The organism is Pseudomonas putida (genome assembly GCF_002741075.1).
Taxonomy (GTDB): domain Bacteria; phylum Pseudomonadota; class Gammaproteobacteria; order Pseudomonadales; family Pseudomonadaceae; genus Aquipseudomonas; species Aquipseudomonas putida_T.
In genome coordinates, this window is record NZ_CP016634.1 from 418,618 (window position 1) to 441,364 (window position 22,747).

21 protein-coding genes are annotated in these 22,747 nt (G+C 63.7%); 15 read left to right on the forward strand and 6 right to left on the reverse strand.

Annotation, left to right across the window (positions count from 1 at the left end; genetic code table 11):
- Positions 1 to 3 precede the first annotated feature (3 nt).
- The 5 genes from IEC33019_RS02355 to IEC33019_RS02375 all read left to right on the forward strand — a co-directional run bounded on the left by IEC33019_RS02355 (position 4) and on the right by IEC33019_RS02375 (position 2,891).
- Entirely contained in the window at positions 4 to 1,083 is a 1,080-nt protein-coding gene (locus IEC33019_RS02355) for a tail fiber protein (RefSeq protein WP_099592943.1), read from the forward strand.
- Positions 1,084 to 1,090: 7 nt separating this feature from the next.
- Positions 1,091 to 1,642, forward strand: coding sequence for a tail fiber assembly protein (locus IEC33019_RS02360; protein WP_099592945.1), 552 nt, complete (start codon positions 1,091 to 1,093; stop codon positions 1,640 to 1,642).
- 69 nt (positions 1,643 to 1,711) lie between these two features.
- Positions 1,712 to 2,200, forward strand: coding sequence for a glycoside hydrolase family 24 protein (locus tag IEC33019_RS02365; protein WP_099592947.1), 489 nt, complete (start codon positions 1,712 to 1,714; stop codon positions 2,198 to 2,200).
- Entirely contained in the window at positions 2,197 to 2,553 is a 357-nt protein-coding gene (locus tag IEC33019_RS02370) for a hypothetical protein (protein WP_099592949.1), read from the forward strand. The genes IEC33019_RS02365 and IEC33019_RS02370 overlap by 4 nt, the downstream gene beginning before the upstream one ends.
- The gene (locus tag IEC33019_RS02375; protein WP_253776100.1) at positions 2,550 to 2,891 is read left to right on the forward strand and encodes a hypothetical protein; all 342 of its coding nucleotides are present in this window, start codon (positions 2,550 to 2,552) and stop codon (positions 2,889 to 2,891) included. Before IEC33019_RS02370 ends, IEC33019_RS02375 begins: the two co-directional genes overlap by 4 nt.
- A 404-nt stretch (positions 2,892 to 3,295) precedes the next feature.
- On the opposite strand, the gene mnmC is transcribed toward IEC33019_RS02375, so the two are convergent.
- Positions 3,296 to 5,278, reverse strand: a complete 1,983-nt coding sequence (gene mnmC, locus IEC33019_RS02380) for a bifunctional tRNA (5-methylaminomethyl-2-thiouridine)(34)-methyltransferase MnmD/FAD-dependent 5-carboxymethylaminomethyl-2-thiouridine(34) oxidoreductase MnmC (protein ID WP_070091642.1) — start codon at positions 5,276 to 5,278, stop codon at positions 3,296 to 3,298.
- A 157-nt stretch (positions 5,279 to 5,435) separates the two neighbouring features.
- Between mnmC and pap the strand changes: the two genes are divergently transcribed.
- Complete coding sequence (gene pap, locus IEC33019_RS02385) at positions 5,436 to 6,929, forward strand: polyphosphate:AMP phosphotransferase (RefSeq protein ID WP_070091641.1); 1,494 nt, start codon at positions 5,436 to 5,438, stop codon at positions 6,927 to 6,929.
- Positions 6,930 to 7,155: 226 nt separating this feature from the next.
- The gene (locus IEC33019_RS02390) at positions 7,156 to 8,118 is read left to right on the forward strand and encodes a DMT family transporter (RefSeq protein WP_070091640.1); all 963 of its coding nucleotides are present in this window, start codon (positions 7,156 to 7,158) and stop codon (positions 8,116 to 8,118) included.
- An 83-nt stretch (positions 8,119 to 8,201) separates the two neighbouring features.
- Here the strand turns inward: IEC33019_RS02390 and IEC33019_RS02395 are convergent, their stop codons facing one another.
- Entirely contained in the window at positions 8,202 to 9,596 is a 1,395-nt protein-coding gene (locus IEC33019_RS02395; RefSeq protein WP_070091639.1) for a class II fumarate hydratase, read from the reverse strand.
- A 157-nt stretch (positions 9,597 to 9,753) separates the two neighbouring features.
- Here IEC33019_RS02395 and IEC33019_RS02400 point away from each other — a divergent pair, with 157 nt between their 5' ends.
- From IEC33019_RS02400 to IEC33019_RS02430, 7 genes are all read left to right on the forward strand, one after another.
- Positions 9,754 to 10,272, forward strand: a complete 519-nt coding sequence (locus tag IEC33019_RS02400; protein WP_070091638.1) for a DUF2059 domain-containing protein — start codon at positions 9,754 to 9,756, stop codon at positions 10,270 to 10,272.
- A gap of 10 nt (positions 10,273 to 10,282) precedes the next feature.
- Complete coding sequence (locus IEC33019_RS02405; RefSeq protein ID WP_070091637.1) at positions 10,283 to 10,579, forward strand: BolA family protein; 297 nt, start codon at positions 10,283 to 10,285, stop codon at positions 10,577 to 10,579.
- A 116-nt stretch (positions 10,580 to 10,695) separates the two neighbouring features.
- The gene (trhO, locus tag IEC33019_RS02410; protein WP_070091636.1) at positions 10,696 to 11,628 is read left to right on the forward strand and encodes an oxygen-dependent tRNA uridine(34) hydroxylase TrhO; all 933 of its coding nucleotides are present in this window, start codon (positions 10,696 to 10,698) and stop codon (positions 11,626 to 11,628) included.
- A gap of 3 nt (positions 11,629 to 11,631) precedes the next feature.
- Positions 11,632 to 12,264, forward strand: coding sequence for a DsbA family protein (locus IEC33019_RS02415; RefSeq protein WP_070091635.1), 633 nt, complete (start codon positions 11,632 to 11,634; stop codon positions 12,262 to 12,264).
- Positions 12,257 to 14,089 (forward strand): ABC transporter ATP-binding protein, encoded by a 1,833-nt coding sequence (locus IEC33019_RS02420; protein ID WP_070091634.1) that lies wholly within the window; start codon positions 12,257 to 12,259, stop codon positions 14,087 to 14,089. The genes IEC33019_RS02415 and IEC33019_RS02420 overlap by 8 nt, the downstream gene beginning before the upstream one ends.
- A gap of 176 nt (positions 14,090 to 14,265) precedes the next feature.
- On the forward strand, positions 14,266 to 16,722 hold the full coding sequence (locus IEC33019_RS02425; protein ID WP_070091633.1) for an EAL domain-containing protein: 2,457 nt from the start codon (positions 14,266 to 14,268) through the stop codon (positions 16,720 to 16,722).
- A 43-nt stretch (positions 16,723 to 16,765) separates the two neighbouring features.
- Positions 16,766 to 17,551, forward strand: coding sequence for a TenA family transcriptional regulator (locus IEC33019_RS02430; RefSeq protein ID WP_070091632.1), 786 nt, complete (start codon positions 16,766 to 16,768; stop codon positions 17,549 to 17,551).
- 115 nt (positions 17,552 to 17,666) lie between these two features.
- Here the strand turns inward: IEC33019_RS02430 and IEC33019_RS02435 are convergent, their stop codons facing one another.
- From IEC33019_RS02435 to IEC33019_RS02450, 4 genes are all read right to left on the reverse strand, one after another.
- Entirely contained in the window at positions 17,667 to 18,407 is a 741-nt protein-coding gene (locus tag IEC33019_RS02435) for a YciK family oxidoreductase (RefSeq protein WP_070091631.1), read from the reverse strand.
- Positions 18,408 to 18,480: 73 nt separating this feature from the next.
- Positions 18,481 to 19,152 (reverse strand): N-acetylmuramic acid 6-phosphate phosphatase MupP, encoded by a 672-nt coding sequence (mupP, locus tag IEC33019_RS02440; RefSeq protein ID WP_070091630.1) that lies wholly within the window; start codon positions 19,150 to 19,152, stop codon positions 18,481 to 18,483.
- Between the two features lie 2 nt (positions 19,153 to 19,154).
- A complete protein-coding gene (ubiG, locus tag IEC33019_RS02445) occupies positions 19,155 to 19,853 on the reverse strand; it encodes a bifunctional 2-polyprenyl-6-hydroxyphenol methylase/3-demethylubiquinol 3-O-methyltransferase UbiG (protein WP_070091629.1) in 699 nt (232 codons plus the stop codon).
- Between the two features lie 61 nt (positions 19,854 to 19,914).
- Positions 19,915 to 21,237, reverse strand: a complete 1,323-nt coding sequence (locus IEC33019_RS02450) for a TRZ/ATZ family hydrolase (RefSeq protein ID WP_070091628.1) — start codon at positions 21,235 to 21,237, stop codon at positions 19,915 to 19,917.
- Positions 21,238 to 21,346: 109 nt separating this feature from the next.
- On the opposite strand from IEC33019_RS02450, the gene mtnA reads away from it, so the two are divergent.
- Entirely contained in the window at positions 21,347 to 22,423 is a 1,077-nt protein-coding gene (gene mtnA, locus IEC33019_RS02455) for an S-methyl-5-thioribose-1-phosphate isomerase (RefSeq protein ID WP_070091627.1), read from the forward strand.
- Positions 22,424 to 22,747 lie beyond the last annotated feature (324 nt).

The window sequence follows — 22,747 nt, forward strand, 5'->3', positions numbered from 1 at the left end:
AGCGTGGATTATCCGAAGAGTGTGCCCAGTGTCGGGTTGGTCGGAGGTAAGTTTGTTGATGAGAACCCTGGTGCCGGCACTCCAGGTTCGTTGATTCCCTCTGCTTGGGGCAATGCTGTCACCGATGAAATTCTCGCGGTGATCTCGGGCGGCGGGCTGACCCCCGACGAAGAGAATAACAGCCAGCTGTTCAACGCTATCAAGGCCATCGTAAACAAGGCTGCGCCTGAAAAGCCCTTTGTCAGCGTGAGTGAGTCTCGTGCGCTGCTCGCCACGGAATTGGGTGTTGTACTTGCCAGCGCATCGGCTGGAGCAATAACGATCACGCTGCCCCAGTCCAATGTGGCATTGGGTGTCCGTGATGTAGTTGTTCGGCGCACCGACAACAGCGGCAACCGCCTGGTGGTGCAAGCTTCGGGTACCGACAAAATCAAGTTCCATACCCACCTTAATGCGGCGGGATATGCTTTCACGGTGCTGATGGGGGCCGGTGATTTCTGGCACCTACGCAGCGATGGAGCCGGTGGATGGTGGCCGATTGCCCGTTACGACGGCACGTCGCTCGGTCGCCCGGTGTTTTCCACCACCACGACGTTCAGCCCTGGCGGTTGGGGGGCTCATAACGGATCGCTACTGAATCGAGCCGAATGGCCCTGGCTTTGGGATCACGCGCAGGCATCCGGCATGCTGGTTACTGAGGCCGGGCGGGTCGGGTTTGAAGGCTGCTGGACTAGTGGTGACGGAAGCACGACGTTCCGCACACCGGAGGCGCGAGGTGAGTTCCTTAGGGCCTTGGATGAAAGCCGTGGCGTTGATGCTGGGCGGGTCGCCGGATCGTACCAGAAGGGCAGCCTGCAGACATTTGACCCAGACAGAAGCAGCTACAGCGTCACCGGTCTGACCCATACCGGGGATAACACTGGGATTCTTGCCAAGCATGGTCTGGACCCAGTTAACACTGCAGATTACGGTAGCTCGCAAGTGGTCTCAATAGATAACACCAGCATCGCGGCGATCAACGTCGCTGGTGGCGTTGTTCGTCCTCGCAACATAGCCTACCCCGCCAGACTAAAGCTGATTTGAGGTGCCCATGTACATTTACCTGATTGACAACGCAGGCGCTCTTACTGGCCCGGTAGAGCTTCCTGTCATCCCTGGTCTTGGCACTCAGCTGCCAAGCAATGCCGTTGAGTTGGCCGAACTGCTTTCGGAGCCATCGGAGGGACATGCATGGGCGTTGATCGATGATCAAGCGCAGCAACTGGTTGACCACCGTGGCACTGTGTATCGCACGGATACAGGTGCGGCAGAGGCGTGGGGGCTGCTAGGTGATTTGCCAGCAGGCCTCACGCTAAAGCCATGGCCTGGTGAATTTTATGTGTGGGGTGGCGGTGACTGGGTTCTGGATGAAGTCGCACAGCTCAACGACAAAGCGGCAGACGCCCTTGTCGAACGTGACAGCCGGCTTCGTGAGGCAACGTTGAGAATCGCGCCTCTGCAAGATGCGGTTGATCTGGGGGAGGCTACTTCGCAAGAGGAGGCATTGCTGGTGCTTTGGAAGAAATACCGCGTCGCCCTGAATCGCATTCAGGACCAGCCCGGCTACCCCAACGAAATCACCTGGCCTGCGCCGCCGGCCTGATCAACTGAACGACAGCCTGCCAACGAAGACAACCGCCTGATGGCGGTATTTTTTTGCCTGGAGAAAACCATGGCTCGACTGACTGAGGCCCAGGCCGGCGGCGCAAACGTGCTCCGGTTCCTGGACCTGATCGCCTTCTCGGAAGGCACCGCGACCGTCAAGGGTAGCGATGACGGCTACAACGTCCTGTACGGGCGCGGCCTGTTCACCGGTTACCAGGATCATCCCCGCCAGAAACTGACTTTCCCCATCAACGGCAAACCGGTGACCAGCACCGCGGCGGGCCGGTACCAGCTGCTGGCGCGCTACTGGGACGCCTACCGAGTGAGCCTGCGCTTGCAGGGTGGTTTCACGCCGGAGAACCAGGACCGCATTGCGCTGCAGCAGATTCGCGAGCGTCGGGCGCTGGAGGACATCAAGGCTGGCCGCATTGCCGACGCGATCGCCAAGTGCTCGAACATCTGGGCCAGCTTCCCGGGCAACACCTACGGGCAGAACCCGCACCGCCTGGATAAGTTGCTGGCGCAGTGGGCGAAGCTCGGCGGGGCGCTGGTGTGAGCGGCTGGGCATCGCGCGCAGCCGGTGCCGGACTTCTGATCCTGATCGGCATGGCCGCCGGTGCATGGGCCACCACCAGCCACTTCCGGCCGGTTCTTGATCAGGTGCAGGACCAGGCATCCGTGTGCGCCGCCGCGCGCGAGAACCTATCTGGCCTGGCAGCGGAGCAGGGCAAGGCCCTAGGCGACCTGACCCTGGCCGCGAGTGAGCGACAGGCCATGGCGAAGCAGGCGGTGCAGGATGCCCAGGCCAGCGCCAAGGCTGACTATGCCGCGGCGAACCGTTTGCAGCAGGAGCGCCACCCCGCAGATGCTTGCGCTATTGAATCGGTCGACAAGGAGTTGGGGCTATGAGCCTGGGACTGAACCTGCGCTTCTGTGGGAGCAGGATTGACCTTTCCCATGCCGCAAGCCGCGTAATCCTTGGCTTCGCCTGTGGGGGCTGTCTGGTGCTGACCCTGGGTCTTGCCGGCTGCGCAGGGAAGACCGAGCCGCAGGTCCAATACGTCCGCGTGGAGGTGCCGGTGCAGGTGCCGTGCCGGGCGCCGGAGGTGGCGGTGCCAGCATGGGCTACGGCCAGCCTAAAGAAGAGCGACACGCCAGAGGCGAAGGTGAGGGCGCTGCTTGCAGAGCGCCGGCAGCGGATCGGGTACGAGCGCTTGCTGGAGGCAGCGGTGGATGCTTGCCGATAGCCTCACCTCAAAAAGAACAAAATTGAGGTGAGGATCCGCTTTAGGAAAAATGGCGTGCTCAAGCACGGCGAATTGCCGGAATAGGCTCTCTGTGCTCGTACCACTTTTTGTACCAAATGAGGTTTTTTCAGGGGTTAAAAGGGGTTCTATGCACCCCTGCAGCCCTTTAAAAGCCCCTTTTCCAATACTCCTGCTAATCCGCACATAGGTCCTTACCGGTTTTGCCGTTGGGGAATATGCGCCCCGAAATGAGGCACATAAGGAACTGACCCATGGGGGGGGCGAGAGTTTTAGATCAATCTGTTATATGGGCCGGGCTGCTGTGCTACCCATTGCAGGCTTCGCCCTCTCCTCCAGGCGCAATGGTGAAGCCAGAAATGGGCCGCCAAGCCGCTATAAAACAGCTACTTCCCGCGAATCAACCGGCGCAACGCAAACCGATTCGGATGACATGCCTGCGCTACCGCCCGTGGCAGCGGCAGTGGTTCGCCGCACACCCAAGCCGCGACCAGCTCGCCGCTCAAAGGCGCGGTGATCAACCCGCGCGAACCATGCCCGCTGTTCACGAACAACCCGTCCAGCCAAGGGCAGGGCGTGTCGGGTACCTGTCGCGCGTCTTTGGCCAGCACCGCATAGGCTTCGGTGAACGCTTGCGCGTCCGCCACCGGTCCAACGATCGGCAGGTAGTCCGGGCTTGTGCAGCGAAATGCCGCGCGGCCTTGCAGTTGGGCGGGATCCAGCGTGCTGGTCTTCAGCCGCTGGGCCAGGTCTATGGAAATTTCATCGAGCAGGGCCAGGTTGCCTTGGTGTTCGGCGACAGTGGGTGCCAGGTCGTCGTTATGAAAGTCGAAGCTTGCCCCCAGGGTATGTTCATCGCCACGCGGGGGCGCAACGTAGCCTTCCGCGCACACCACGGTACGCAAGGCGCGGCTGGCCTCGGTGGCCGGCAGCCGGGTGATCTGCCCGCGAATACGCTTGAGTGGCAGCGCGGCGCAGGCGTCGAAGCGGCGGACCTCGGCGGCGCCTGCGAGCACTACCACCGGTGCGCTGGCCAATAGCTGCTCGTCGTCCCACGCTTGCCAACGGCCATCGACTTTGCGCAGTTCGATCACATCCTGATGCGTCAGCAACTCGATACGCGGATGCTGCAACTGCACCTGGCACAGCGCAGGAGGATGCACCCAGCCGCCTTCGGGATAGAACAGCCCACCGGCAGGCAGTGCAACGCCTGCGACAGACTCAGCCTGGGCCTGATCGAGCACGTGCAGCAAGGTGCTGTCGAAGGCCTCGGCCAGCTTGGCCTGGCGCTGAGCTTCCTTGTCGTCGAAGGCCAGTTGCAGCACACCGCAGGCGTCCCAGTCCTGGCCGCGTTGCAGCTGCTGTAGCCAACGGCGGGTGTAGCCGAAGCCGGAGAGGATCATCTGCGACAGCGTCGTGCCGTGGGCCGAGAGTTTCAGGTAGAGCACGCCCTGGGGGTTGCCCGAAGCTTCTTGGGCCGGGGCGTCGTGGCGCTCCAGCACGCAGACCTGCCAACCCCGGGCTGCGAGGCTGGCGGCGCTGGCGCTACCGGCAAGGCCGGCACCGATCACCAGGGCGTGCCGCGGGCCTTGTACCGGGGCAGGGCGGGCGTACCAGGGCTCGGGTTCGGCAGGGGCAGGTTGCTCGGCAGGCCAGCCCTGGAACTGACCGTGCATGACTTCCCATTTCTTGCCGATGCCCGGTACCTTGCGCATGGCAAAGCCTGCGGCGATCAGGCCGCGACGCACCCAGCCGGTGGTGGTGAAGGTGCCCAGGGTGGTGCCCGGTCGTGACAGCCGGGCCAGTTGCGCGAACAGCTCCGGCGTCCACATGTCGGGGTTCTTCGCCGGGGCGAAGCCGTCGAGGAACCACACATCGACCTGCGCGTCGAGCTGGGGCAATTGCTCCAGAGCATCGCCCACCATCAGGGTCAGGGTTACCCGCCCATGGTCGAAGCTGAACTGCTGAAAACCGCCATGCACGGCCACGTACTGTGCCAGCAGAGGCTGCCAGTAGGGTTCGAGCTGCGGCCACAGTTGCACCGCACGGGCGAGGTCTTCGCGGGTGAGCGGATACTTTTCGACGCTGACAAAATGCAGACGCGCCCCCTGCGGGGCGTGTTCGGCGAACAATTGCCAGGCGCAGTAGAAATTCATGCCCGTGCCAAAGCCGGTCTCGCCGATCACCAGGCAGTCATGCGGCGCCAGGGCGGCGAAGCGATCACGCAGCTGGGTCTGCTCGAGGAAGACATGCTGGGTTTCCTCGATGCCTTCGTTCTTGGAGAAATAGACGTCGTCGTACTGCCGCGAGTGAGGGCGGCCCTGGTCGTCCCAGTCGATCTGGGCATGATGCAGATGTGTGTCAGGCATGGTTGGCTTCAGCATGTCGCGGGAGGGCGATTTTAAGCCATTTGACGGCTTGCCGCTGCGCCGACCCAATGAAAGCGGGTGGGTATCGTGATTGGGCCTGAAGCCTTGCGCACAATCCGCTAGTCTTGGTTATCCATTGAAGGAGCCAAGGCAAGTCATGTTCGAATCCGCCGAAATTGGTCACAGCATCGACAAGGAGGCTTTCGAGGCCGAAGTACCCGCCCTGCGCGAGGCGCTGCTCGAAGCCCAGTACGAACTCAAGCAGCAGGCGCGCTTTCCGGTGATCGTGCTGATCAATGGCATCGAGGGAGCGGGCAAGGGCGAGACGGTCAAGCTGCTCAACGAGTGGATGGACCCGCGCCTGATCGAGGTACGCACCTTCGACCAACAGACCGACGAGGAGCTGGCCCGTCCACCGGCCTGGCGCTACTGGCGGGCGTTGCCGCCGAAAGGGCGCATGGGCGTGTTCTTCGGCAACTGGTACAGCCAGATGCTCCAGGGGCGGGTCCATGGCCTGTTCAAGGACGCGGTGCTCGACCAGGCCATCACCGGCGCCGAGCGCCTGGAGCAGATGCTCTGCGACGAGGGCGCGCTGATCATCAAGTTCTGGTTCCATCTGTCCAAGAAACAGATGAAGGCCCGGCTCAAGGCGCTCAAGGACGACCCCCTGCACAGCTGGCGTATCAGCCCGCTGGACTGGCAGCAATCGCAGACCTATGACCGCTTCGTGCGGTTTGGCGAGCGCGTGTTGCGGCGTACCAGTCGCGACTATGCGCCTTGGCATGTGATCGAGGGAGTCGATCCGTGCTATCGCAGCCTGGCGGTGGGACGCATCCTGCTCGAAAGCCTGCAGGCGGCGCTGGCCAACGAGCCCCGCAGCAAGCACAAGGGCAACGTCGCGCCTCTGGGGCGCAGTATCGACCAGAAGAGCCTGCTCGGAGCGCTGGACCTGAGTCGTCGCCTGGACAAATCCGATTACCAGGAGCAACTGGTCACCGAACAAGCACGCCTGGCGGGCCTATTGCGTCATAAACAGATGCGTCGTCATGCGTTGGTGGCGGTGTTCGAAGGCAATGACGCGGCGGGCAAGGGCGGGGCGATCCGTCGGGTGGCTGCGGCGCTAGACCCTCGCCAGTACCGTATCGTACCGGTCGCCGCGCCCACCGAAGAGGAGCGCGCCCAGCCGTACCTTTGGCGCTTCTGGCGACACATTCCGGCGCGGGGCAAGTTCACCATCTTCGACCGCTCCTGGTATGGCCGGGTATTGGTGGAGCGGGTGGAAGGATTCTGCACGCCGGCGGACTGGTTGCGGGCCTATGGCGAGATCAACGATTTCGAGGAGCAACTGATCAACGCCGGCATCGTGGTGGTGAAGTTCTGGCTGGCGATCGACCAGCAGACCCAGCTGGAGCGCTTCGAGGAGCGCGAGCAGATCCCGTTCAAGCGCTACAAGATCACCGAGGACGACTGGCGCAATCGCGACAAGTGGGGCCTGTACGTCGACGCGGTGGGGGACATGGTCGACCGTACCAGCACCGAGATCGCGCCCTGGACCTTGGTCGAGGCCAACGACAAGCGTTGGGCGCGGGTGAAGGTGCTCAGGACCATCAACGAGGCGCTGGAGGCGGCATTCCATAAGTCCAGCAAGTGATTGGTTGGCTGCTCCGCCTCTTCGCGGGTAAACCCGCCCACTTGGTTCTCCGGTGCGCTCAATGACGCCGCAGTGCCTGGTCGTGGGTTTACCCGAGGAATGTCCCTTGGCATGCCCCCAAGGAATGACCCGATGAATTATTTTCCCGCGACTTTTCCCCAGTCCGGTGCTCCAAGCCCTTAGAATTTCCAGCACCCCCACCCGCAGGGCCTGATTCGAGGACGCTATGCACATTTCTTCCGGACGCTGGGGCTACGGCCTGTTCCTGGCACTGCTGACCGCGTTTCTCTGGGGCATCCTGCCGATCAAGCTCAAGCAAGTCCTGCAGGTGATGGACCCGATGACTGTCACGTGGTACCGCCTCACGGTCTCCGGCTGTCTGCTGTTCGCCTGGCTGGCGGCCAATCGGCGCTTGCCGGTGGTCAGCACGCTTGGACGCAAGGGCATAGGCCTGGTCGCCGTGGCCGTTTTCGGCTTGATGGGCAACTACGTGCTGTACCTGATCGGGCTCAACCTGCTCAGCCCTGGCACCGCCCAATTGGTGGTGCAGATCGGTCCGGTGCTGTTGCTGGTGGCCAGCGTCTTCGTGTTCAAGGAGCGCTTCAGCCTGGGGCAAGGGGTCGGGCTGCTGGTGTTACTGGCCGGTTTCGGGCTGTTCTTCAACCAGCGGCTCGAGGAGCTGCTGACCTCGTTGGGCGTCTATACCACCGGCGTGCTGACCATTCTGCTGGCCACGAGCATCTGGGTGTTCTATGCCCTGAGCCAGAAGCAGTTGCTGACTGTCTGGCATTCCCAGCAGGTGATGATGGTGATGTACCTGTGTTGCGCGCTGTTGCTGATGCCCTGGGCGCATCCCTTGGAGGCGCTGCAACTGAGCCCGCTGCAAGGCTGGCTGTTGCTGGCGTGCTGCCTCAATACTTTGGTGGCGTACGGGGCGTTTGCCGAGGCGCTGGCCCATTGGGAGGCCTCGCGGGTGAGCGCGACCCTGGCCCTGACACCCTTGGTGACGTTCGTTGCCGTGGCGGCGGCGGCCGTGCTGTGGCCGGATTACGTGCAGGCTGAGGAAATCAACGCCCTGGGATACTTCGGGGCGGTGACGGTGGTGGTGGGATCGGCCCTGGTGGCGCTGGGGCCTTCTCTGGTGGCCAGCTGGCGCGCGCGGCGGGCGCGGTTGGCACAGGTTCAGTGAACTCGGGCGGCTGTGCCGCCCATCGCAGGCTGCGCCAGCGCCCACACGAGGGCTGGCGCACACCTGTTTGCCCGGCCTGCCGGTCAGCCTTTTGCGCCGGGCGCCAGCATGTTCTCTGGCCGGACCCACTGGTCGAACTGCTCGTTGGTCAGGTATTTGAGCTCCAATGCCGCCTCTCGCAGCGTCTTGCCTTCGCTGTAGGCCTTCTTGGCAATCTCGGCGGCCTTGTCGTAACCGATGTGCGGATTGAGCGCGGTCACTAGCATCAGCCCGCGCTCCAGGTGCGCGGCCATCTGTTCGGCATCCGGCTCGATGCCGGCCACGCAGTGCTGCTGGAAGTTGCGGCAGCCATCGGCCAGCAGCTCGATCGATTGCAGCAGGTTGTGGATGATCACCGGCTTGAACACGTTCAGTTGCAGATGCCCCTGGCTTGCAGCGAAACCGATCGCCGCGTCATTGCCCAGTACCTGGCACGCCAGCATCGACAGGGCCTCGCACTGAGTCGGATTGACCTTGCCGGGCATGATCGAGCTGCCCGGCTCGTTGGCCGGCAGACGCACCTCGGCCAGCCCCGCACGCGGGCCGGAGCCGAGCAGGCGCAGATCATTGGCGATCTTCATCAAGGCCACGGCCAGGGTCTTGAGTGATCCGGCCAAGGTGGTCAGTGGCTCATGACCAGCCAAGGCGGCGAATTTGTTCGGCGCGGTGACGAAGGGCAGGCCCGAGAGCGCCGCAAGCTCCGCGGCGATGGCCTCGGCGAAGCCGTGCGGGGCATTGAGCCCGGTGCCCACCGCGGTCCCGCCCTGGGCCAGCTCGCACACCGCCGGTAGGCTGGCGCGAATGGCACGCTGGGCATAGTCGAGTTGGGCGACGAACGCCGAGACTTCCTGGCCGAAGGTGATGGGCGTGGCGTCCATCATGTGGGTGCGGCCGGTCTTGACCAGGTGCTGGTGACGCGCCGACAGCTCGGCCAGGCCCGCCGAGAGTTCGGCGATCGCCGGCAGCAGTTTGTCATGTACCGCCTGGGCAGCCGCGATGTGCATGGCGGTGGGGAAGCAGTCGTTGGAACTCTGCGAACGGTTGACGTGGTCGTTGGGGTGTACCGGCGCCTTGCCGCCTCGGCCCTTGCCGGCCAGCTCGTTGGCGCGCCCGGCGATCACTTCGTTGACGTTCATGTTGCTCTGGGTGCCGCTGCCGGTCTGCCAGACGACGAGCGGGAACTGGTCGTCATGTTCGCCCTGGAGCACTTCGTCGGCGGCCTGTTCGATGAGACGGGCAATGTCGGCCGGCAGGTCGCCATTGCGGTCGTTGACCCGTGCCGCCGCTTTTTTGATCAGCGCCAGGGCGTGCAGTACAGCCAGGGGCATGCGCTCCTTGCCGATGGCGAAGTTGATCAGCGAACGCTGGGTCTGCGCACCCCAGTAGGCGTCCTCTGGAACTTCGACCGGGCCCAGGCTGTCTGTCTCGATACGGCTCATGCTGCGTTCACTCCTTTGTCTGTCCGAAACCGCAGTTTAGGCCCTGATTCGATCGAGCGGTTCCATCGCTCGTCGTGCCACTTGAGCAGTAGGGCGCCACGGCGCAGAATGCTCTCCCCGAGGTACCCGCCTCCCTTTCTTTCATGAAGGAAATGCAATGACTCGTCTTCGCGTCCTCTGTGCCGCCGTCGTCCTGGCTTGCGCCAGTGGCCAGGTACTTGCCGCCACCGCCAGCCACAACGCTGCCGCCGAGAAATTCCTGACACTGGTCAATGCCGACAAGCTGGGCACCCCGGTGTACATGCAAGTCCAGCAGATGTTTGCCCAGCGTTTCGCCCAGACCAAGGCGCCCGAGTCCAAGAAAAACGTGCTCGACAGCTACCAGGCCAAGGCCAATGCCGCCCTGGACAACGCCATCGGCTGGAAGAAGATCAAGCCGAAGATGGTCGACATGTACACCCAGACCTTCACCGAGCAGGAGCTCAAGGACCTGGTCAAGTTCTACGAGTCGCCGCTGGGCAAGAAGGTCCTGCGCGAGATGCCGCGTGTCACCCAGCAGTCGGCCCAGCTGACCCAGCAGAGCCTGGAGCCGGCGGTACCTGTGGTCAACAAGCTGCTCGACGACATGACCAAGGAACTGGACCCGAACGCCGGCAAGGCCCCTGCCAAGAAGTGAGTGACGCCCGATGAACATGCAGCAACGCATCGAACAGCAGTTGGCCGCCTTGGCCCCGGCGCACCTTGAGGTGCTCAACGAGAGCCACATGCACAGCCGTGGCCAGGAGACCCACTACAAGGCGGTGATCGTCAGCGAGCAGTTCGCCGGGCTCAACAGCGTCAAGCGGCACCAGAAGGTCTACGCCACCATGGCGCAGCTGATGGACCAGATCCACGCCCTGGCGATTCATACCTACACGTCCGAAGAGTGGGCCAAGGTCGGTGCGGCGCCAGCGTCGCCGGTCTGTGCCGGCGGGGGGCACTGAATCCCTTCTGTCGTTCTGGTACAATCCGCAACATCAGGGGGCCGCAAAAGCGGCCCCCTGCTTTTTGTCAAATCCGGTCCGCCCCTTACGAGGGTGACCACCTGGAGAGTTGATTCATGTCCCAAGCTATCGTCGTGGCGGCGCTGTACAAGTTCGTCACCCTGGAAGACTACATCGAGCTGCGCGAGCCGCTGCTCCAGACCATGGTCGACAACGGCGTCAAAGGCACCTTGCTGCTCGCCCTTGAAGGCATCAACGGTACCGTCTCGGGTACCCGCGAAGGCATCGATGGGCTGCTCACCTGGTTGCGCAACGACCCGCGCCTGGTCGACATCGACCACAAAGAGTCCTACTGCGACGAGCAGCCGTTCTACCGCACCAAGGTCAAGCTCAAGAAAGAGATCGTCACCCTGGGCGTGCCGGGTGTGGATCCGAACCACAAGGTCGGCACCTACGTCGAGCCCAAGGACTGGAACGCCCTGATCAGCGATCCGGAAGTCTTGTTGATCGACACCCGCAACGACTACGAAGTGGCCATCGGCACCTTCAAGGGCGCCATCGACCCTAAGACCGAGACCTTCCGCGAGTTTCCCGACTACATCAAGGCCAACTTCGACCCGAGCAAGCACAAAAAGGTTGCGATGTTCTGCACCGGCGGCATCCGCTGCGAAAAAGCCTCCAGCTACATGCTCGGTGAAGGCTTCGAGGAGGTCTATCATCTTAAGGGTGGGATCCTGAAGTACTTCGAGGAGGTGCCTCAGGAGCAGAGCCTGTGGGATGGCGACTGCTTCGTCTTCGACAACCGTGTCACGGTGCGCCATGACCTGACCGAGGGGGAATACGACCAGTGCCATGCCTGCCGCCACCCGATCAGCGTGGAGGACCGCGCGTCCGAGCACTATTCGCCAGGTGTGAGCTGCCCGCACTGCTGGGACAGTCTGAGCGAGAAGACCCGGCGCAGCGCCATCGACCGCCAGAAGCAGATCGAGCTGGCCAAGGCGCGCAACCAGCCCCACCCGATCGGTTTCAACTACAAAGCCGAGGCCTGATGCATGTCCGCACGCTTGCTGTATGTGATGGACCCGATGTGCTCCTGGTGCTGGGGCTTCGCCCCGGTGGCCGAGGCGTTGATCGCCCAGGCGCGTGAGGCTGGCGTGCCGACGCGTCTGGTGGTGGGCGGCTTGCGTTCGGGCAGCAGCGCGCTGGATGCCTCGACCCGTCGCTACATCCTTGAGCATTGGCAGGCGGTGGCCGAAGCCACTGGCCAGGCGTTTCGCTTCGAAGGCGCCATGCCGGACGGTTTCGTCTACGACACCGAGCCTGCCTGCCGCGCGCTTGTGGCGGCGCGCGAGCTGGATGCCGAGCGGGTCTGGTCGCTACTGGGGGGGATCCAGCGGGCGTTCTACGAGCAAGCGGTGGACGTCACCCGTGCTCCGCAATTGGTGGAACTGGCCGAGCAGGCAGGCTTTGACCGAAGCCAATTCGCCGATGCGTTTTCCCGGGCCGATACCCGTGCCGCCACCGCGGCCGATTTCAGTTGGGTGCAAGACCTCGGCATCGCGGGGTTTCCAACCCTGCTGGCCGAGCGCAACGGTCAACTGGCCTTGCTGACCAACGGCTACCAGCCTTTGGACCGACTGCAGCCCTTGCTCGGCCGCTGGCTGCAGCAGGCCGCCTGTGCTTGACCTGCCAGGCTCATCCGACCCTGTGCCGGGGAAGCCCGCCGCCGTGGCCGATCGATTGAGCTGGGCGCAGATCCGCCGCCTGGCCTTGCATCACAGAAAGGCCCTGTGGTCCGCCAACCTTGTGGCCGTGCTCGCGGCCCTGTGCAGCGTGCCCATTCCTTTGTTGCTGCCATTGCTAGTGGACGAAGTGCTGCTTGGCCATGGCGATGCGGCGCTCAAATGGATGAACCACTTCCTGCCTGGCAACTGGCAGGTGGCCGCCGGCTACATCGGCCTGATGCTGGTTGCGACCCTTGGCCTGCGCCTGGCCGCATTGGCCTTCAACGTGATGCAGGCCAAGCTGTTCGCCGGCCTTGCCAAGGACATCGTCTACCGCCTGCGCATTCGCCTGATCGAACGGCTCAAGCGTATTTCCCTCAAGGAGTACGAAAGCCTGGGCAGCGGCACCGTGACCACGCATCTGGTGACCGATCTGGACACCCTGGACAAGTTCGTCGGCGAGACCTTGAGCCGCTTCCTGGTGGCCGTGCTGACCTTGACCGGCACCGCCGCCATTCTTATCTGGATGCACTGGCAGCTGGCCCTGTTGATCCTGCTGTTCAACCCGCTGGTGATCTACTTCACCGTGCAGTTGGGCAAGCGCGTCAAACACCTGAAAAAGCTGGAGAACGACAGTACTGCGCGCTTCACCCAGGCCCTGGCCGAGACCCTCGATGCCATCCAGGAGATCCGCGCCGGCAACCGCCAGGGCTACTTCCTTGGGCGTCTCGGGCTGCGCGCCCGGGAAGTGCGCGACTATGCCGTGGCGTCCCAGTGGAAGAGCGATGCCAGTGGACGTGCCAGCGGGCTGTTGTTCCAGTTCGGTATCGATATCTTCCGCGCCGCGGCCATGCTCACGGTGCTGTTCTCCGACTTGTCCATTGGCCAGATGCTGGCGGTGTTCAGCTACCTGTGGTTCATGATCGGGCCAGTGGAGCAACTGCTCAACCTGCAATACGCCTACTATGCCGCTGGCGGCGCCTTGAGCCGGCTCAACGAACTGTTGGCGCGGGCCGACGAGCCGCAGTATCCGGCAGCGGTCGACCCGTTCGCCGGGCGGGACACGGTCGGCATCGAGGTGCGTGATCTGCGCTTTGCCTATGCCGAGGAGCCGGTGCTCGACCACCTGGATCTTTCCATCGCACCAGGCGAGAAAGTGGCCATCGTCGGGGCCAGCGGTGGCGGCAAGAGCACCTTGGTGCAACTGCTGCTGGGCCTGTACAGCGCCCAGGCCGGCACCATCCGCTTCGGTGGCGCGAGCCTTCAGGAGATCGGCCTGGAGGCGCTGCGCGAGAATGTCGCGGTGGTGCTGCAGCACCCGTCGCTGTTCAATGACAGCGTGCGCGCCAACCTTTCCCTGGGCCGCGAATGCACCGACGAGGCTTGCTGGCAGGCCCTGCGCATCGCCCAGCTCGACGCCACCATCGCCGCGTTACCACAGGGCCTGGACAGCGTGGTGGGGCGTTCTGGCGTTCGCCTGTCCGGCGGCCAGCGTCAGCGCCTGGCGATTGCCCGCATGATCCTTGCCGAGCCCAAGGTGGTGATCCTCGACGAAGCCACCTCGGCCCTGGACGCCGCCACCGAGTACAGCCTGCACCAGGCCATGGCGCGTTTTCTCAATGGCCGTACCACGTTGATCATTGCCCACCGGTTGTCGGCGGTGAAACAGGCGGACCGGGTACTGGTGTTCGATGGTGGGCATGTGGCCGAGGATGGCGGCCACCAGCAGCTGATTGCCGAAGGCGGGTTGTACGCCAAGCTGTATGGACATTTGCAGCAGAGCTGAGGCCTGAAGTAAGACATCGAGCCTGTAGGGGCGGGTTCACCCGCGAAAGGGGCGCTAAAGGCAATGCTGTAACCCCGCTTCAATTCCGTTAAAAACCCCGCCGCCTTGCAGGCAAATGACCTACGCTGTGCTTGTCTGGGTCGACATGCGCCTTTCTGCTCAGTGACAGGGATTACATGAAGGGAAATCGGACTCTCGAAGCGCCAAGGCTGCTGGGCATCATCTGGCCCTTCATCGCCGTTGTGATTTTCCAGATGCTGCTGGGCAGCATGAGTCTTTACACATTGTCTGCTGTTCGCGCCTACGTGGCGGGCGAAAGCCTATGGTCCAAAGCTCAGAAAGACGCCATCTACTACCTGAGCCTGTACGCCGATACCCGTGATGAACGCACCTACCAGCGTTACCTGCAGGCAATCGACGTGCCCAGGGGCGATTACCAGCTGCGCCTGGCGCTGGACCGGCCCGATCCTGACATCGAAGCGGCACGCAAAGGCGTCCTGCAAGGGGGCAACCACCCGGATGACGCGTCCCGGATCATCTGGTTCTACCGCAACTTTCGCCACGTCAGCTACATGGAAACCGCCATCGCCTACTGGGAAATCGGCGACGACTACCTGCGCCAGCTCGATGACGTGGCCCAAGCGATGCGTGCGGGCTTTGTCAATGGACAGGTCAGCGCCGGCGATGTGGCCACCTGGCGTGCGCGGATCGTTTCGATCAATGAGGGCGTGACGCCGGCGGCCAAGGCCTTCAGCGATGCACTGGGCGAAGGGTCGCGGATGTTGCTCAGGATGCTGATGATCACAAACCTTGCGACGGCGCTGTTTCTCATCAGCATCGCCTGGCGCCGTTCGAGCAAGCTGCTGGCCCAGCGCCAGGCGTTCGCCCAGGCCCTGCAGGCCGAGCGGGAGCGGGCGCAGATCACCTTGCAGTCCATCGGCGATGCGGTGATCACCACCGATGTCGAGGGCTGCATCGTCTATATGAACCCCGCCGCCGAGCTGCTGACCCATTGGCAGGCCAGCCAGGCCCAGGGCATGCCACTGGCGGCGTTGTTCAGCCTGGTGGACGAGCACGCCGAGCATGACAACCGCACCCTGGTCGAGCAGGTGCTCAGCGGCGGTCTCAAGGGCGGTTCTGAGCATGCCCGGTTGATCCAGCGCCTTGACGGCAGCACGGTGTCGATCAACCTGGTCGGTTCGCCGATCGTCAGTGATGGCCAGGTCACTGGCCTGGTGCTGGCGTTGCACGACATGACCCAGGAGCGCCAGTACATCGCCAGTCTCTCCTGGCAGGCGACTCACGACGCCTTGACAGGCCTGGCCAACCGCCGCGAGTTCGAGTACCGCCTCGAGCAGGCTCTCAACAGCCTGGCGCGCCAGGCCGGTCGGCATTCGCTGATGTTCCTGGACCTGGACCAGTTCAAGTTGGTCAACGACACCAGTGGCCATGCCGCAGGCGACGAGTTGCTGCGCCACATCTGCGCGGTGTTGCAGGCCGGCCTGCGTGAGGGAGACACCCTGGCGCGGCTGGGCGGCGACGAGTTCGGCGTGCTGTTGGAAAACTGCCCGCCCGAGCAGGCCGAGCGCATCGCCGAACAACTGCGCCAGGCGGTGCAGAGTCTGCACTTTGTGTGGAAGGGCCGGCCGTTCGTCACCACCGTGAGTGTGGGGCTTGTGCATATCGCCCAGCCGCCCGGCACCTTGGAGGCCTCGCTGCGGGCGGCCGACATGGCTTGCTACATGGCCAAGGAGAAAGGCCGCAACCGGGTACAGGTGTACCACGCCGACGACAGCGAGCTGTCCCTGCGCTTTGGCGAGATGGCCTGGATCCAGCGCCTGCACGTGGCCCTGGAGGAAAACCGCTTCTGCCTCTATGCCCAGGAAATTGCGCCGCTTACCTCCATGGAGGGGCCAGGCCACCTGGAGATCCTGCTGCGCCTGCATGATGAAAGCGGGCGCACCATCCTGCCCAGCACCTTCATCCCTGCCGCCGAACGCTATGGCTTGATGACCGCCCTGGACCGCTGGGTGGTGCGCAACGTATTCCAGGTCATTCGCCAATGCCTGGACGAAGGCAGGCAAGGGCCGCTGGCCATGTGCGCGATCAACTTGTCCGGCTCGAGCATTGGCGATGACAAGTTTCTCGAGTACCTGCGCTGGCTGTTTGGCGAGTATTCGATCCCGCCGCGGCTGGTCTGCTTCGAGATCACCGAAACCAGCGCCATCGCCAATTTGGGCAGCGCGATTCGCTTTATCAATGAGTTGAAGGGGCTGGGCTGCAAGTTCTCTTTGGATGACTTCTGCGCCGGTATGTCGTCATTCGCGTATTTGAAACATCTGCCTGTAGACTTCCTGAAGATCGACGGAAGTTTCGTAAAAGACATGCTCGACGATCCGATCAACCGCGCCATGGTCGAGGTGATCAATCATATCGGCCATGTGATGGGCAAACGGACCATTGCCGAATTCGTCGAAACGCCGTTGATTGAGCAGGCGTTGCAGGAGATCGGCGTGGACTATGCCCAGGGTTACCTCATCGAGCGGCCGCAGGTGTTCACCTGCGACAGCCTGCAACGCCAACGAATAGCCGCAAGGCCCCTGTTGCACCGGGCGCCTGGGACCTTTCGTTGAAGAAGGTGTCGTCCGGAAATCACATGGATTCAAGGAGCTGAAAGTGATTGATACCTTCGTACGAATCGGCCCATTGATGGATGCCGCCAGTTACCCCGATTGGGCCCAGCAACTGATCGAAGAGTGCCGCGAAAGCAAGCGGCGGGTGGTGGAGCATGAGTTCTACCAGCGCTTGCGCGACGGCCAGCTCAGGCAGGCCACCATTCGCCAGTACCTGATCGGTGGCTGGCCGGTGGTCGAGCAGTTCTCCCTGTATATGGCCCATAACCTGACCAAGACACGCTTCGCTCGCCACCCCGGTGAAGACATGGCGCGGCGTTGGCTGATGCGCAACATTCGGGTCGAGCTCAACCATGCCGATTACTGGCTGCACTGGTGCCAGGCCCACGGCATCACCCTGGCGGAGCTGCAGGCTCAGGAAGTGCCGCCGGAGCTCAACGGCCTCAATGACTGGTGCTGGCGGGTATGTGCCACCGAGTCGCTGGCGTTGTCGATGGCGGCGACCAACTATGCGATCGAAGGGGCGACAGGGGAATGGGCGGCGCTGGTGTGCTCCACCGACACCTATGCCCAGGGCTTCCCTGAGGAGACCCGCAAACGCGCCATGAAGTGGCTGAAGATGCATGCCCAGTACGATGATGCGCACCCGTGGGAGGCGCTGGAGATCATCTGTACGCTGGCTGGCGAACATCCGACACTAGGCTTGCGGGCCGAGCTGCGTCGGACGATCTGCAAGAGCTATGACTGCATGTATCTGTTCCTGGAGCGGTGCATGCAGTTGGAGCGGCGTCAGCAAGGGCGTCTGCGGCCGGCCTTGGCCATAGGGTAAGGCCTGGAAGGGGCGGTTTGCGCCCCCATCGCAGGCTTCGCCCGCTCCTACAGGGGGAGTGCCGTACCTGTAGAAGCGGGCTTGCCCCGCGATCATGTCAGGTCAGGCAACCCTGTCACTGGGCATCGAATGCCTGTCCGTTCACACCAGCGCTGTCCGGCCCCATCAGATACAGGTACAGCGGCATGATCTCTTCGGGCATCGGATTGTTCTGTGGGTTCTCGCTCGGGTAGGCCTGGGCGCGCATGGCCGTGCGGGTGGCCCCAGGGTTGATGCTGTTGGCGCGCACCGGCGCCACGCCGTCCAGCTCATCGGCCAGGGTCTGCATCAGCCCTTCGGTGGCGAACTTCGAGACACCATAGGCGCCCCAGTACGCCCGGCCCTTGCGTCCGACGCTGCTGGAGGTGAACACCACCGATGCGTCCTCGGACAGTTTGAGCAGCGGCAACAGCGTGCTGGTCAGCATGAAGGTGGCGTTGACGTTGATGTGCATCACGCGCATGAAGTTCTCACCCGAGAGCTGCTCCAGCGGTGTGCGCGGTCCGATGATCGAGGCGTTGTTGAGCAAGCCATCGAGCCGGCCGAACTGCTCCTCGATCATCACTGCCAGTTCGTTGTACTGGTGGGGCAGGGCGGTTTCGAGGTTGAACGGGATCACCACCGGTTGCGGATGGCCGGCCGCCTCGATCTGGTCGTAGACCTCGTTGAGGTTGGCCTCGGTCTTGCCCAGCAATAGCACGGTCGCGCCCAGGGCGGCATAGGCCTTGGCGGCGGCGGCCCCGATACCACGTCCAGCGCCGGTGACCAGAATGATCCGGCCTTTGAGCAGGTCGGGGCGGGCGGTGTAGTCGTACATGTCAGGTGTCCTTGCTTGTCAATCTTGCACGGCCCCCTGTGGGAGTGGGCTCCGCTAGGGGCAGCATCAGGGGTCAGCAGCCGCACAGCGCGCTGTCGATCACCTTGCGCAGTTCCAGCGGGTGGTCCACCACCACGTCTGCTCCCCAGTTGTTGGGGTTGTCCTGAGGATGAATATAGCCATAACGCACCGCCGCCGTGCGGGTGCCGGCATCACGGCCGGACTCGATGTCGCGTAGGTCATCGCCTACGAACAGGACGCTGGCCGGGTCCAGGTCCAGGGTCTTGCAGGCGAGGATCAGCGGCTCTGGGTCGGGCTTGCTGTTCTTCACGTGGTCCGGGCAGATCAGCAGGGCCGAGCGCTCGGCCAGGCCCAGACGCTGCATGATCGGCTCGGCGAAGCGCACCGGCTTGTTGGTGACCACACCCCACTGCAGGTTGCCTTTTTCGATGTCTTCGAGCAGCTCGGCCATGCCGTCGAACAGCTTGCTGTGGACTGCACAGTCGCGCTGGTAACGTTCCAGGAACTCAAGACGCAGGGCCTCGAAGCCTTCGGCGTCCGGATCCATGGCGAACGTAGCGGCGACCATGGCCCGGGCACCCCCGGAAATCACGTCGCGAATGCGCTGGTCATCGATGGCCGGCAGGCCACGGTCGGCCAGCATGGCCTGGCAGATGGCGATGAAGTCCGGCGCCGTGTCCAGCAGGGTGCCGTCCATGTCGAAGAGTACTGCTCGCAAACGCATGCTCATTCCTCGCGCAGGGTCTGGATCATGTAGTTGACGTCAACGTCGCTGCTGAGCTTGTAGTGCTTGGTCAGCGGGTTGTAGGTCAGGCCGATGATGTCTTTCACCTCGAGGCCCGCGACGCGGCTCCAGGCGCCCAGCTCCGACGGTCGGATGAACTTCTTGAAGTCATGGGTGCCGCGCGGCAGCATCTTGAGCACGTATTCGGCACCGATGATCGCCAGCAGGTAGGCCTTTGGGTTGCGGTTGATGGTCGAGAAGAACACCTGGCCGCCCGGTTTGACCAGACGATGGCAGGCGCGGATCACCGAGGACGGGTCAGGCACGTGCTCGAGCATTTCAAGGCAGGTGACCACGTCGAACTGGCCGGCCATTTCCTCGGCCATGTCTTCGGCGGTGATGCGGCGGTACTCGACCTCGACGCCGGATTCCAGTTGGTGTAGCTGGGCCACTGCCAGTGGTGCTTCGCCCATGTCGATGCCGGTGACGCTCGCGCCACGCAGGGCCATGGCCTCGCTGAGGATGCCGCCGCCGCAGCCGACATCCAGCACCTTCTTGCCGGCCAGGCCCACGCGCTCATCGATCCAGTTGACTCGCAGCGGGTTGATGTCGTGCAGCGGCTTGAACTCGCTCTCGCGGTCCCACCAGCGGTGAGCCAGGGCTTCGAACTTGGCGATTTCGGCGTGGTCGACGTTGCTCATGGAACAATCCTCTGAATCTTCGATAAAAGTGTTACAGGCGCGAGCCCAAGGCTTGCGGCCGTCATTCGTGGCCTGCGATGCGCGCGCCCCAGGCGCGGGCCGTGGCCGTCAGGGCCTGTTCGTCCATCTGCGTCAGGCGGCGGTCGTCGAGCAACGGGTGGCCGGCGACCCAGACGTGCCGCGCGCAGTCGCGGCTTGTGGCGTAGAGCAGTTGCGAAACCGGGTCGTGCACCGGCTGCTGGGCCAGCCCCGAGAGATCGAAAGCCACCAGGTCGGCGGCCTTGCCCAGCTCCAGGGAGCCGGTGATCGCCTCCAGGCCCAGGGCGCGGGCACCGTTGAGGGTAGCCATGCGCAGGGCGCGGTGGGCGTCCAGGGCCGTGGCCGAACCGGCTACTGCCTTGGCCAGCAGGGCCGCAGTGCGGGTTTCGCCGAGCAGGTCCAGGTCGTTGTTGCTGGCCGCGCCGTCAGTGCCCACCGCCACGTTGACCCCGGCCTGCCACAGGCGCTCCACTGGGCAGAAGCCGCTGGCCAGCTTGAGGTTGGATTCGGGGCAGTGGACCACGCTGGTGTCGCTTTCTACCAGCAGGGCGAGGTCGTCGTCGCTGACCTGGGTCATGTGCACCGCTTGCAGCCTCGGGCCCAGCAGGCCGAGGCGGGCCAGGCGCGCGAGCGGGCGTTCGCCGTTTTCGGCAAGGGCCTGTTCGACTTCGCCGGCGGTCTCGTGGATATGCATGTGCAGCGGGGCGTCGAGCTGGTCGGCGATGACGCGGATCTTCTCCAGGCTCTGATCGCTGACCGTATAAGGCGCGTGCGGCCCCAGGGCGACACTGATGCGCGGGTGGTGGCGCAGGTCACCGAACAGCTCGATGGCAAGGTGCAGGCCTTCGTCGGGTGTACGGGCGCCAGGGATGGGGAAATCCAGCAGCGGCACGGCGATCTGGGCGCGGATACCACTGCGGTGCACCCGGTCGCAGGCCTCCCGCGGGAAGAAATACATGTCGGCGAAGCAGGTGATGCCGCCCTTGAGCTGCTCGGCGATGGCCAGGTCCGTGCCATCGCGCACGAAGGCTTCGTCGACCCAGCGGCCTTCGGCCGGCCAGATGTGCTCCTTGAGCCAGGTCATCAGCGGCAGATCGTCGGCCAGGCCGCGCAGCAGCGTCATGGCGGCGTGGCCATGGGCGTTGATCAGGCCGGGGCACAGCAGGCAATCGGGCAACTCGCGCACTTCCCGCGCGGCGGGTGCTCGGTCACGTGGGCCGAGCCAGGCGATCAGCCCGTCACGGATACCCAGGGCGTGCTCCTTGAGTACCACACCGGCCGGCTCCACGGGGACCAGCCAGCTCGGCACGAGCAGCAGGTCGAGGGGGGAGGGGGCTGTGGGCATGCGTGGGGCACCTGGTTCGGCTGAAGGGAACGCGCAGTATACCCGAGCGTCCGTGGCTGAGGCTCGCTATAATCGGCCGCTTTTGATCAGCGAACGACGGGGAGAGGCGATGCGCGAGCGACTTTTGGCGGCGGAGAAGGTGACCGGCATCCAGTGGCGTAATGGCACCTTGCATCTGCTCGACCAGCGCCTGCTGCCTGTTCGCGAGCATTGGTTGGCCTGCACGGACGTGACCGCGGTGGTCGACGCGATCCGCCAGATGGCGGTGCGTGGTGCGGCGGCCATCGGTATCAGTGCCGCCTATGGCCTGGTGCTTGCCCTGCGCCAACGCCTGGCCGAAGGGGATGACTGGGAGTATGCACTGGAAGAGGACTTCCTCGCCCTGGCTGAAGCCCGGCCTACCGCGGCCAACCTGTTCTGGTCGCTTAATCGCATGCGCGAGCGTCTGCAGCGTCTGCGCGCCGACGAAGACGTGCTGGCGGTCATGGAGGCAGAGGCGCTGGCCATCCATGAAAGCGACCGCGAAGCCAACCTGACCATGGCCCAGCACGGCCTGGAGCTGATTCGTCGCCAGCAGGGCAACGCGCAGACCATCCTTACCTATGGCAATGCCGGCGCCCTGGCCAGCGGCGGATTCGGCACCGCCCTGGGCGTGATTCGCGCGGCGTACCTGGAGGGCATGGTGGAGCGGGTCTATGCCGGCGAAACCCGGCCCTGGCTGCACGGCTCGCGCATCACCGCCTGGGAGCTGGCCCACGAGGGCATCCCCGCGACCCTGTGCGCGGACTCGGCCATGGCGCACCTGATGAAGACCAAGGGCATCACCTGGGTGGTGGTGGGCGCTGACTGCATCGCCGCCAATGGCGATGTGGCTGGCAAGATCGGCACCTATCAGTTGGCGGTTGCGGCCATGCACCATGGCGTGCGCTTCATGGTGGTGGCGTCGAGTACCACCATTGACCTGAATCTGGCCACGGGCGAGGACATTCCTCTTGAAGAGCGCGAGGCCGACGAACTGCTGGATGTGGCGGGGAATCGGGTGGCGGCGCAGGTCGAAGTGTTCAATCCGGTGTTCGATGTGACGCCAGCAGACCTGGTCGATGTGATCGTGACCGAGCGCGGAGTGGTCGAACGGCCCGATACCGCCAAGATCGCCCAGCTGATTTGTCGCAAGCGTTTGCATTGAGCCCCTCTCGCGGACCCGGTGGGAGCGGACTCGTGTCGCGAAAGGTCCGCGTAACGGCCCCAAGATCGGCACGCTCAGCAAATACCCCATCAAACCCGGCAAAAAAGACACGTGTTCAGGGGCTCAGCGGCAACCTGCCATATCTCCCACGCCCCACGCCTTTGTGATACCATCCGGCAGTTTCCAGGGCCGCTCGTTGCAGCGGCCTTCATTGCGCAGATCCATGGCACAACTCATTGATTTGTCGTAAGTCGTCGCACCCCTTTGCGTTGCGGCGGCGAGCTTCGTTCGTCCTACGAGGGAAACGACGAAGTTTCACCAGAA

Bases quoted from the DNA above. Each gene is read 5' to 3' on its own strand.
- IEC33019_RS02360 (WP_099592945.1), top strand. From the start codon at position 1,091: ATGTACATTTACCTGATTGACAACGCAGGCGCTCTTACTGGCCCGGTA.
- IEC33019_RS02365 (WP_099592947.1), top strand. From the start codon at position 1,712: ATGGCTCGACTGACTGAGGCCCAGGCCGGCGGCGCAAACGTGCTCCGG.
- IEC33019_RS02375 (WP_253776100.1), top strand. From the start codon at position 2,550: ATGAGCCTGGGACTGAACCTGCGCTTCTGTGGGAGCAGGATTGACCTT.
- mnmC (WP_070091642.1), bottom strand. From the start codon at position 5,278: ATGCCTGACACACATCTGCATCATGCCCAGATCGACTGGGACGACCAG.
- pap (WP_070091641.1), top strand. From the start codon at position 5,436: ATGTTCGAATCCGCCGAAATTGGTCACAGCATCGACAAGGAGGCTTTC.
- IEC33019_RS02390 (WP_070091640.1), top strand. From the start codon at position 7,156: ATGCACATTTCTTCCGGACGCTGGGGCTACGGCCTGTTCCTGGCACTG.
- IEC33019_RS02395 (WP_070091639.1), bottom strand. From the start codon at position 9,596: ATGAGCCGTATCGAGACAGACAGCCTGGGCCCGGTCGAAGTTCCAGAG.
- IEC33019_RS02400 (WP_070091638.1), top strand. From the start codon at position 9,754: ATGACTCGTCTTCGCGTCCTCTGTGCCGCCGTCGTCCTGGCTTGCGCC.
- IEC33019_RS02405 (WP_070091637.1), top strand. From the start codon at position 10,283: ATGAACATGCAGCAACGCATCGAACAGCAGTTGGCCGCCTTGGCCCCG.
- trhO (WP_070091636.1), top strand. From the start codon at position 10,696: ATGTCCCAAGCTATCGTCGTGGCGGCGCTGTACAAGTTCGTCACCCTG.
- IEC33019_RS02415 (WP_070091635.1), top strand. From the start codon at position 11,632: ATGTCCGCACGCTTGCTGTATGTGATGGACCCGATGTGCTCCTGGTGC.
- IEC33019_RS02425 (WP_070091633.1), top strand. From the start codon at position 14,266: ATGAAGGGAAATCGGACTCTCGAAGCGCCAAGGCTGCTGGGCATCATC.
- IEC33019_RS02435 (WP_070091631.1), bottom strand. From the start codon at position 18,407: ATGTACGACTACACCGCCCGCCCCGACCTGCTCAAAGGCCGGATCATT.
- mupP (WP_070091630.1), bottom strand. From the start codon at position 19,152: ATGCGTTTGCGAGCAGTACTCTTCGACATGGACGGCACCCTGCTGGAC.
- ubiG (WP_070091629.1), bottom strand. From the start codon at position 19,853: ATGAGCAACGTCGACCACGCCGAAATCGCCAAGTTCGAAGCCCTGGCT.
- IEC33019_RS02450 (WP_070091628.1), bottom strand. From the start codon at position 21,237: ATGCCCACAGCCCCCTCCCCCCTCGACCTGCTGCTCGTGCCGAGCTGG.
- mtnA (WP_070091627.1), top strand. From the start codon at position 21,347: ATGCGCGAGCGACTTTTGGCGGCGGAGAAGGTGACCGGCATCCAGTGG.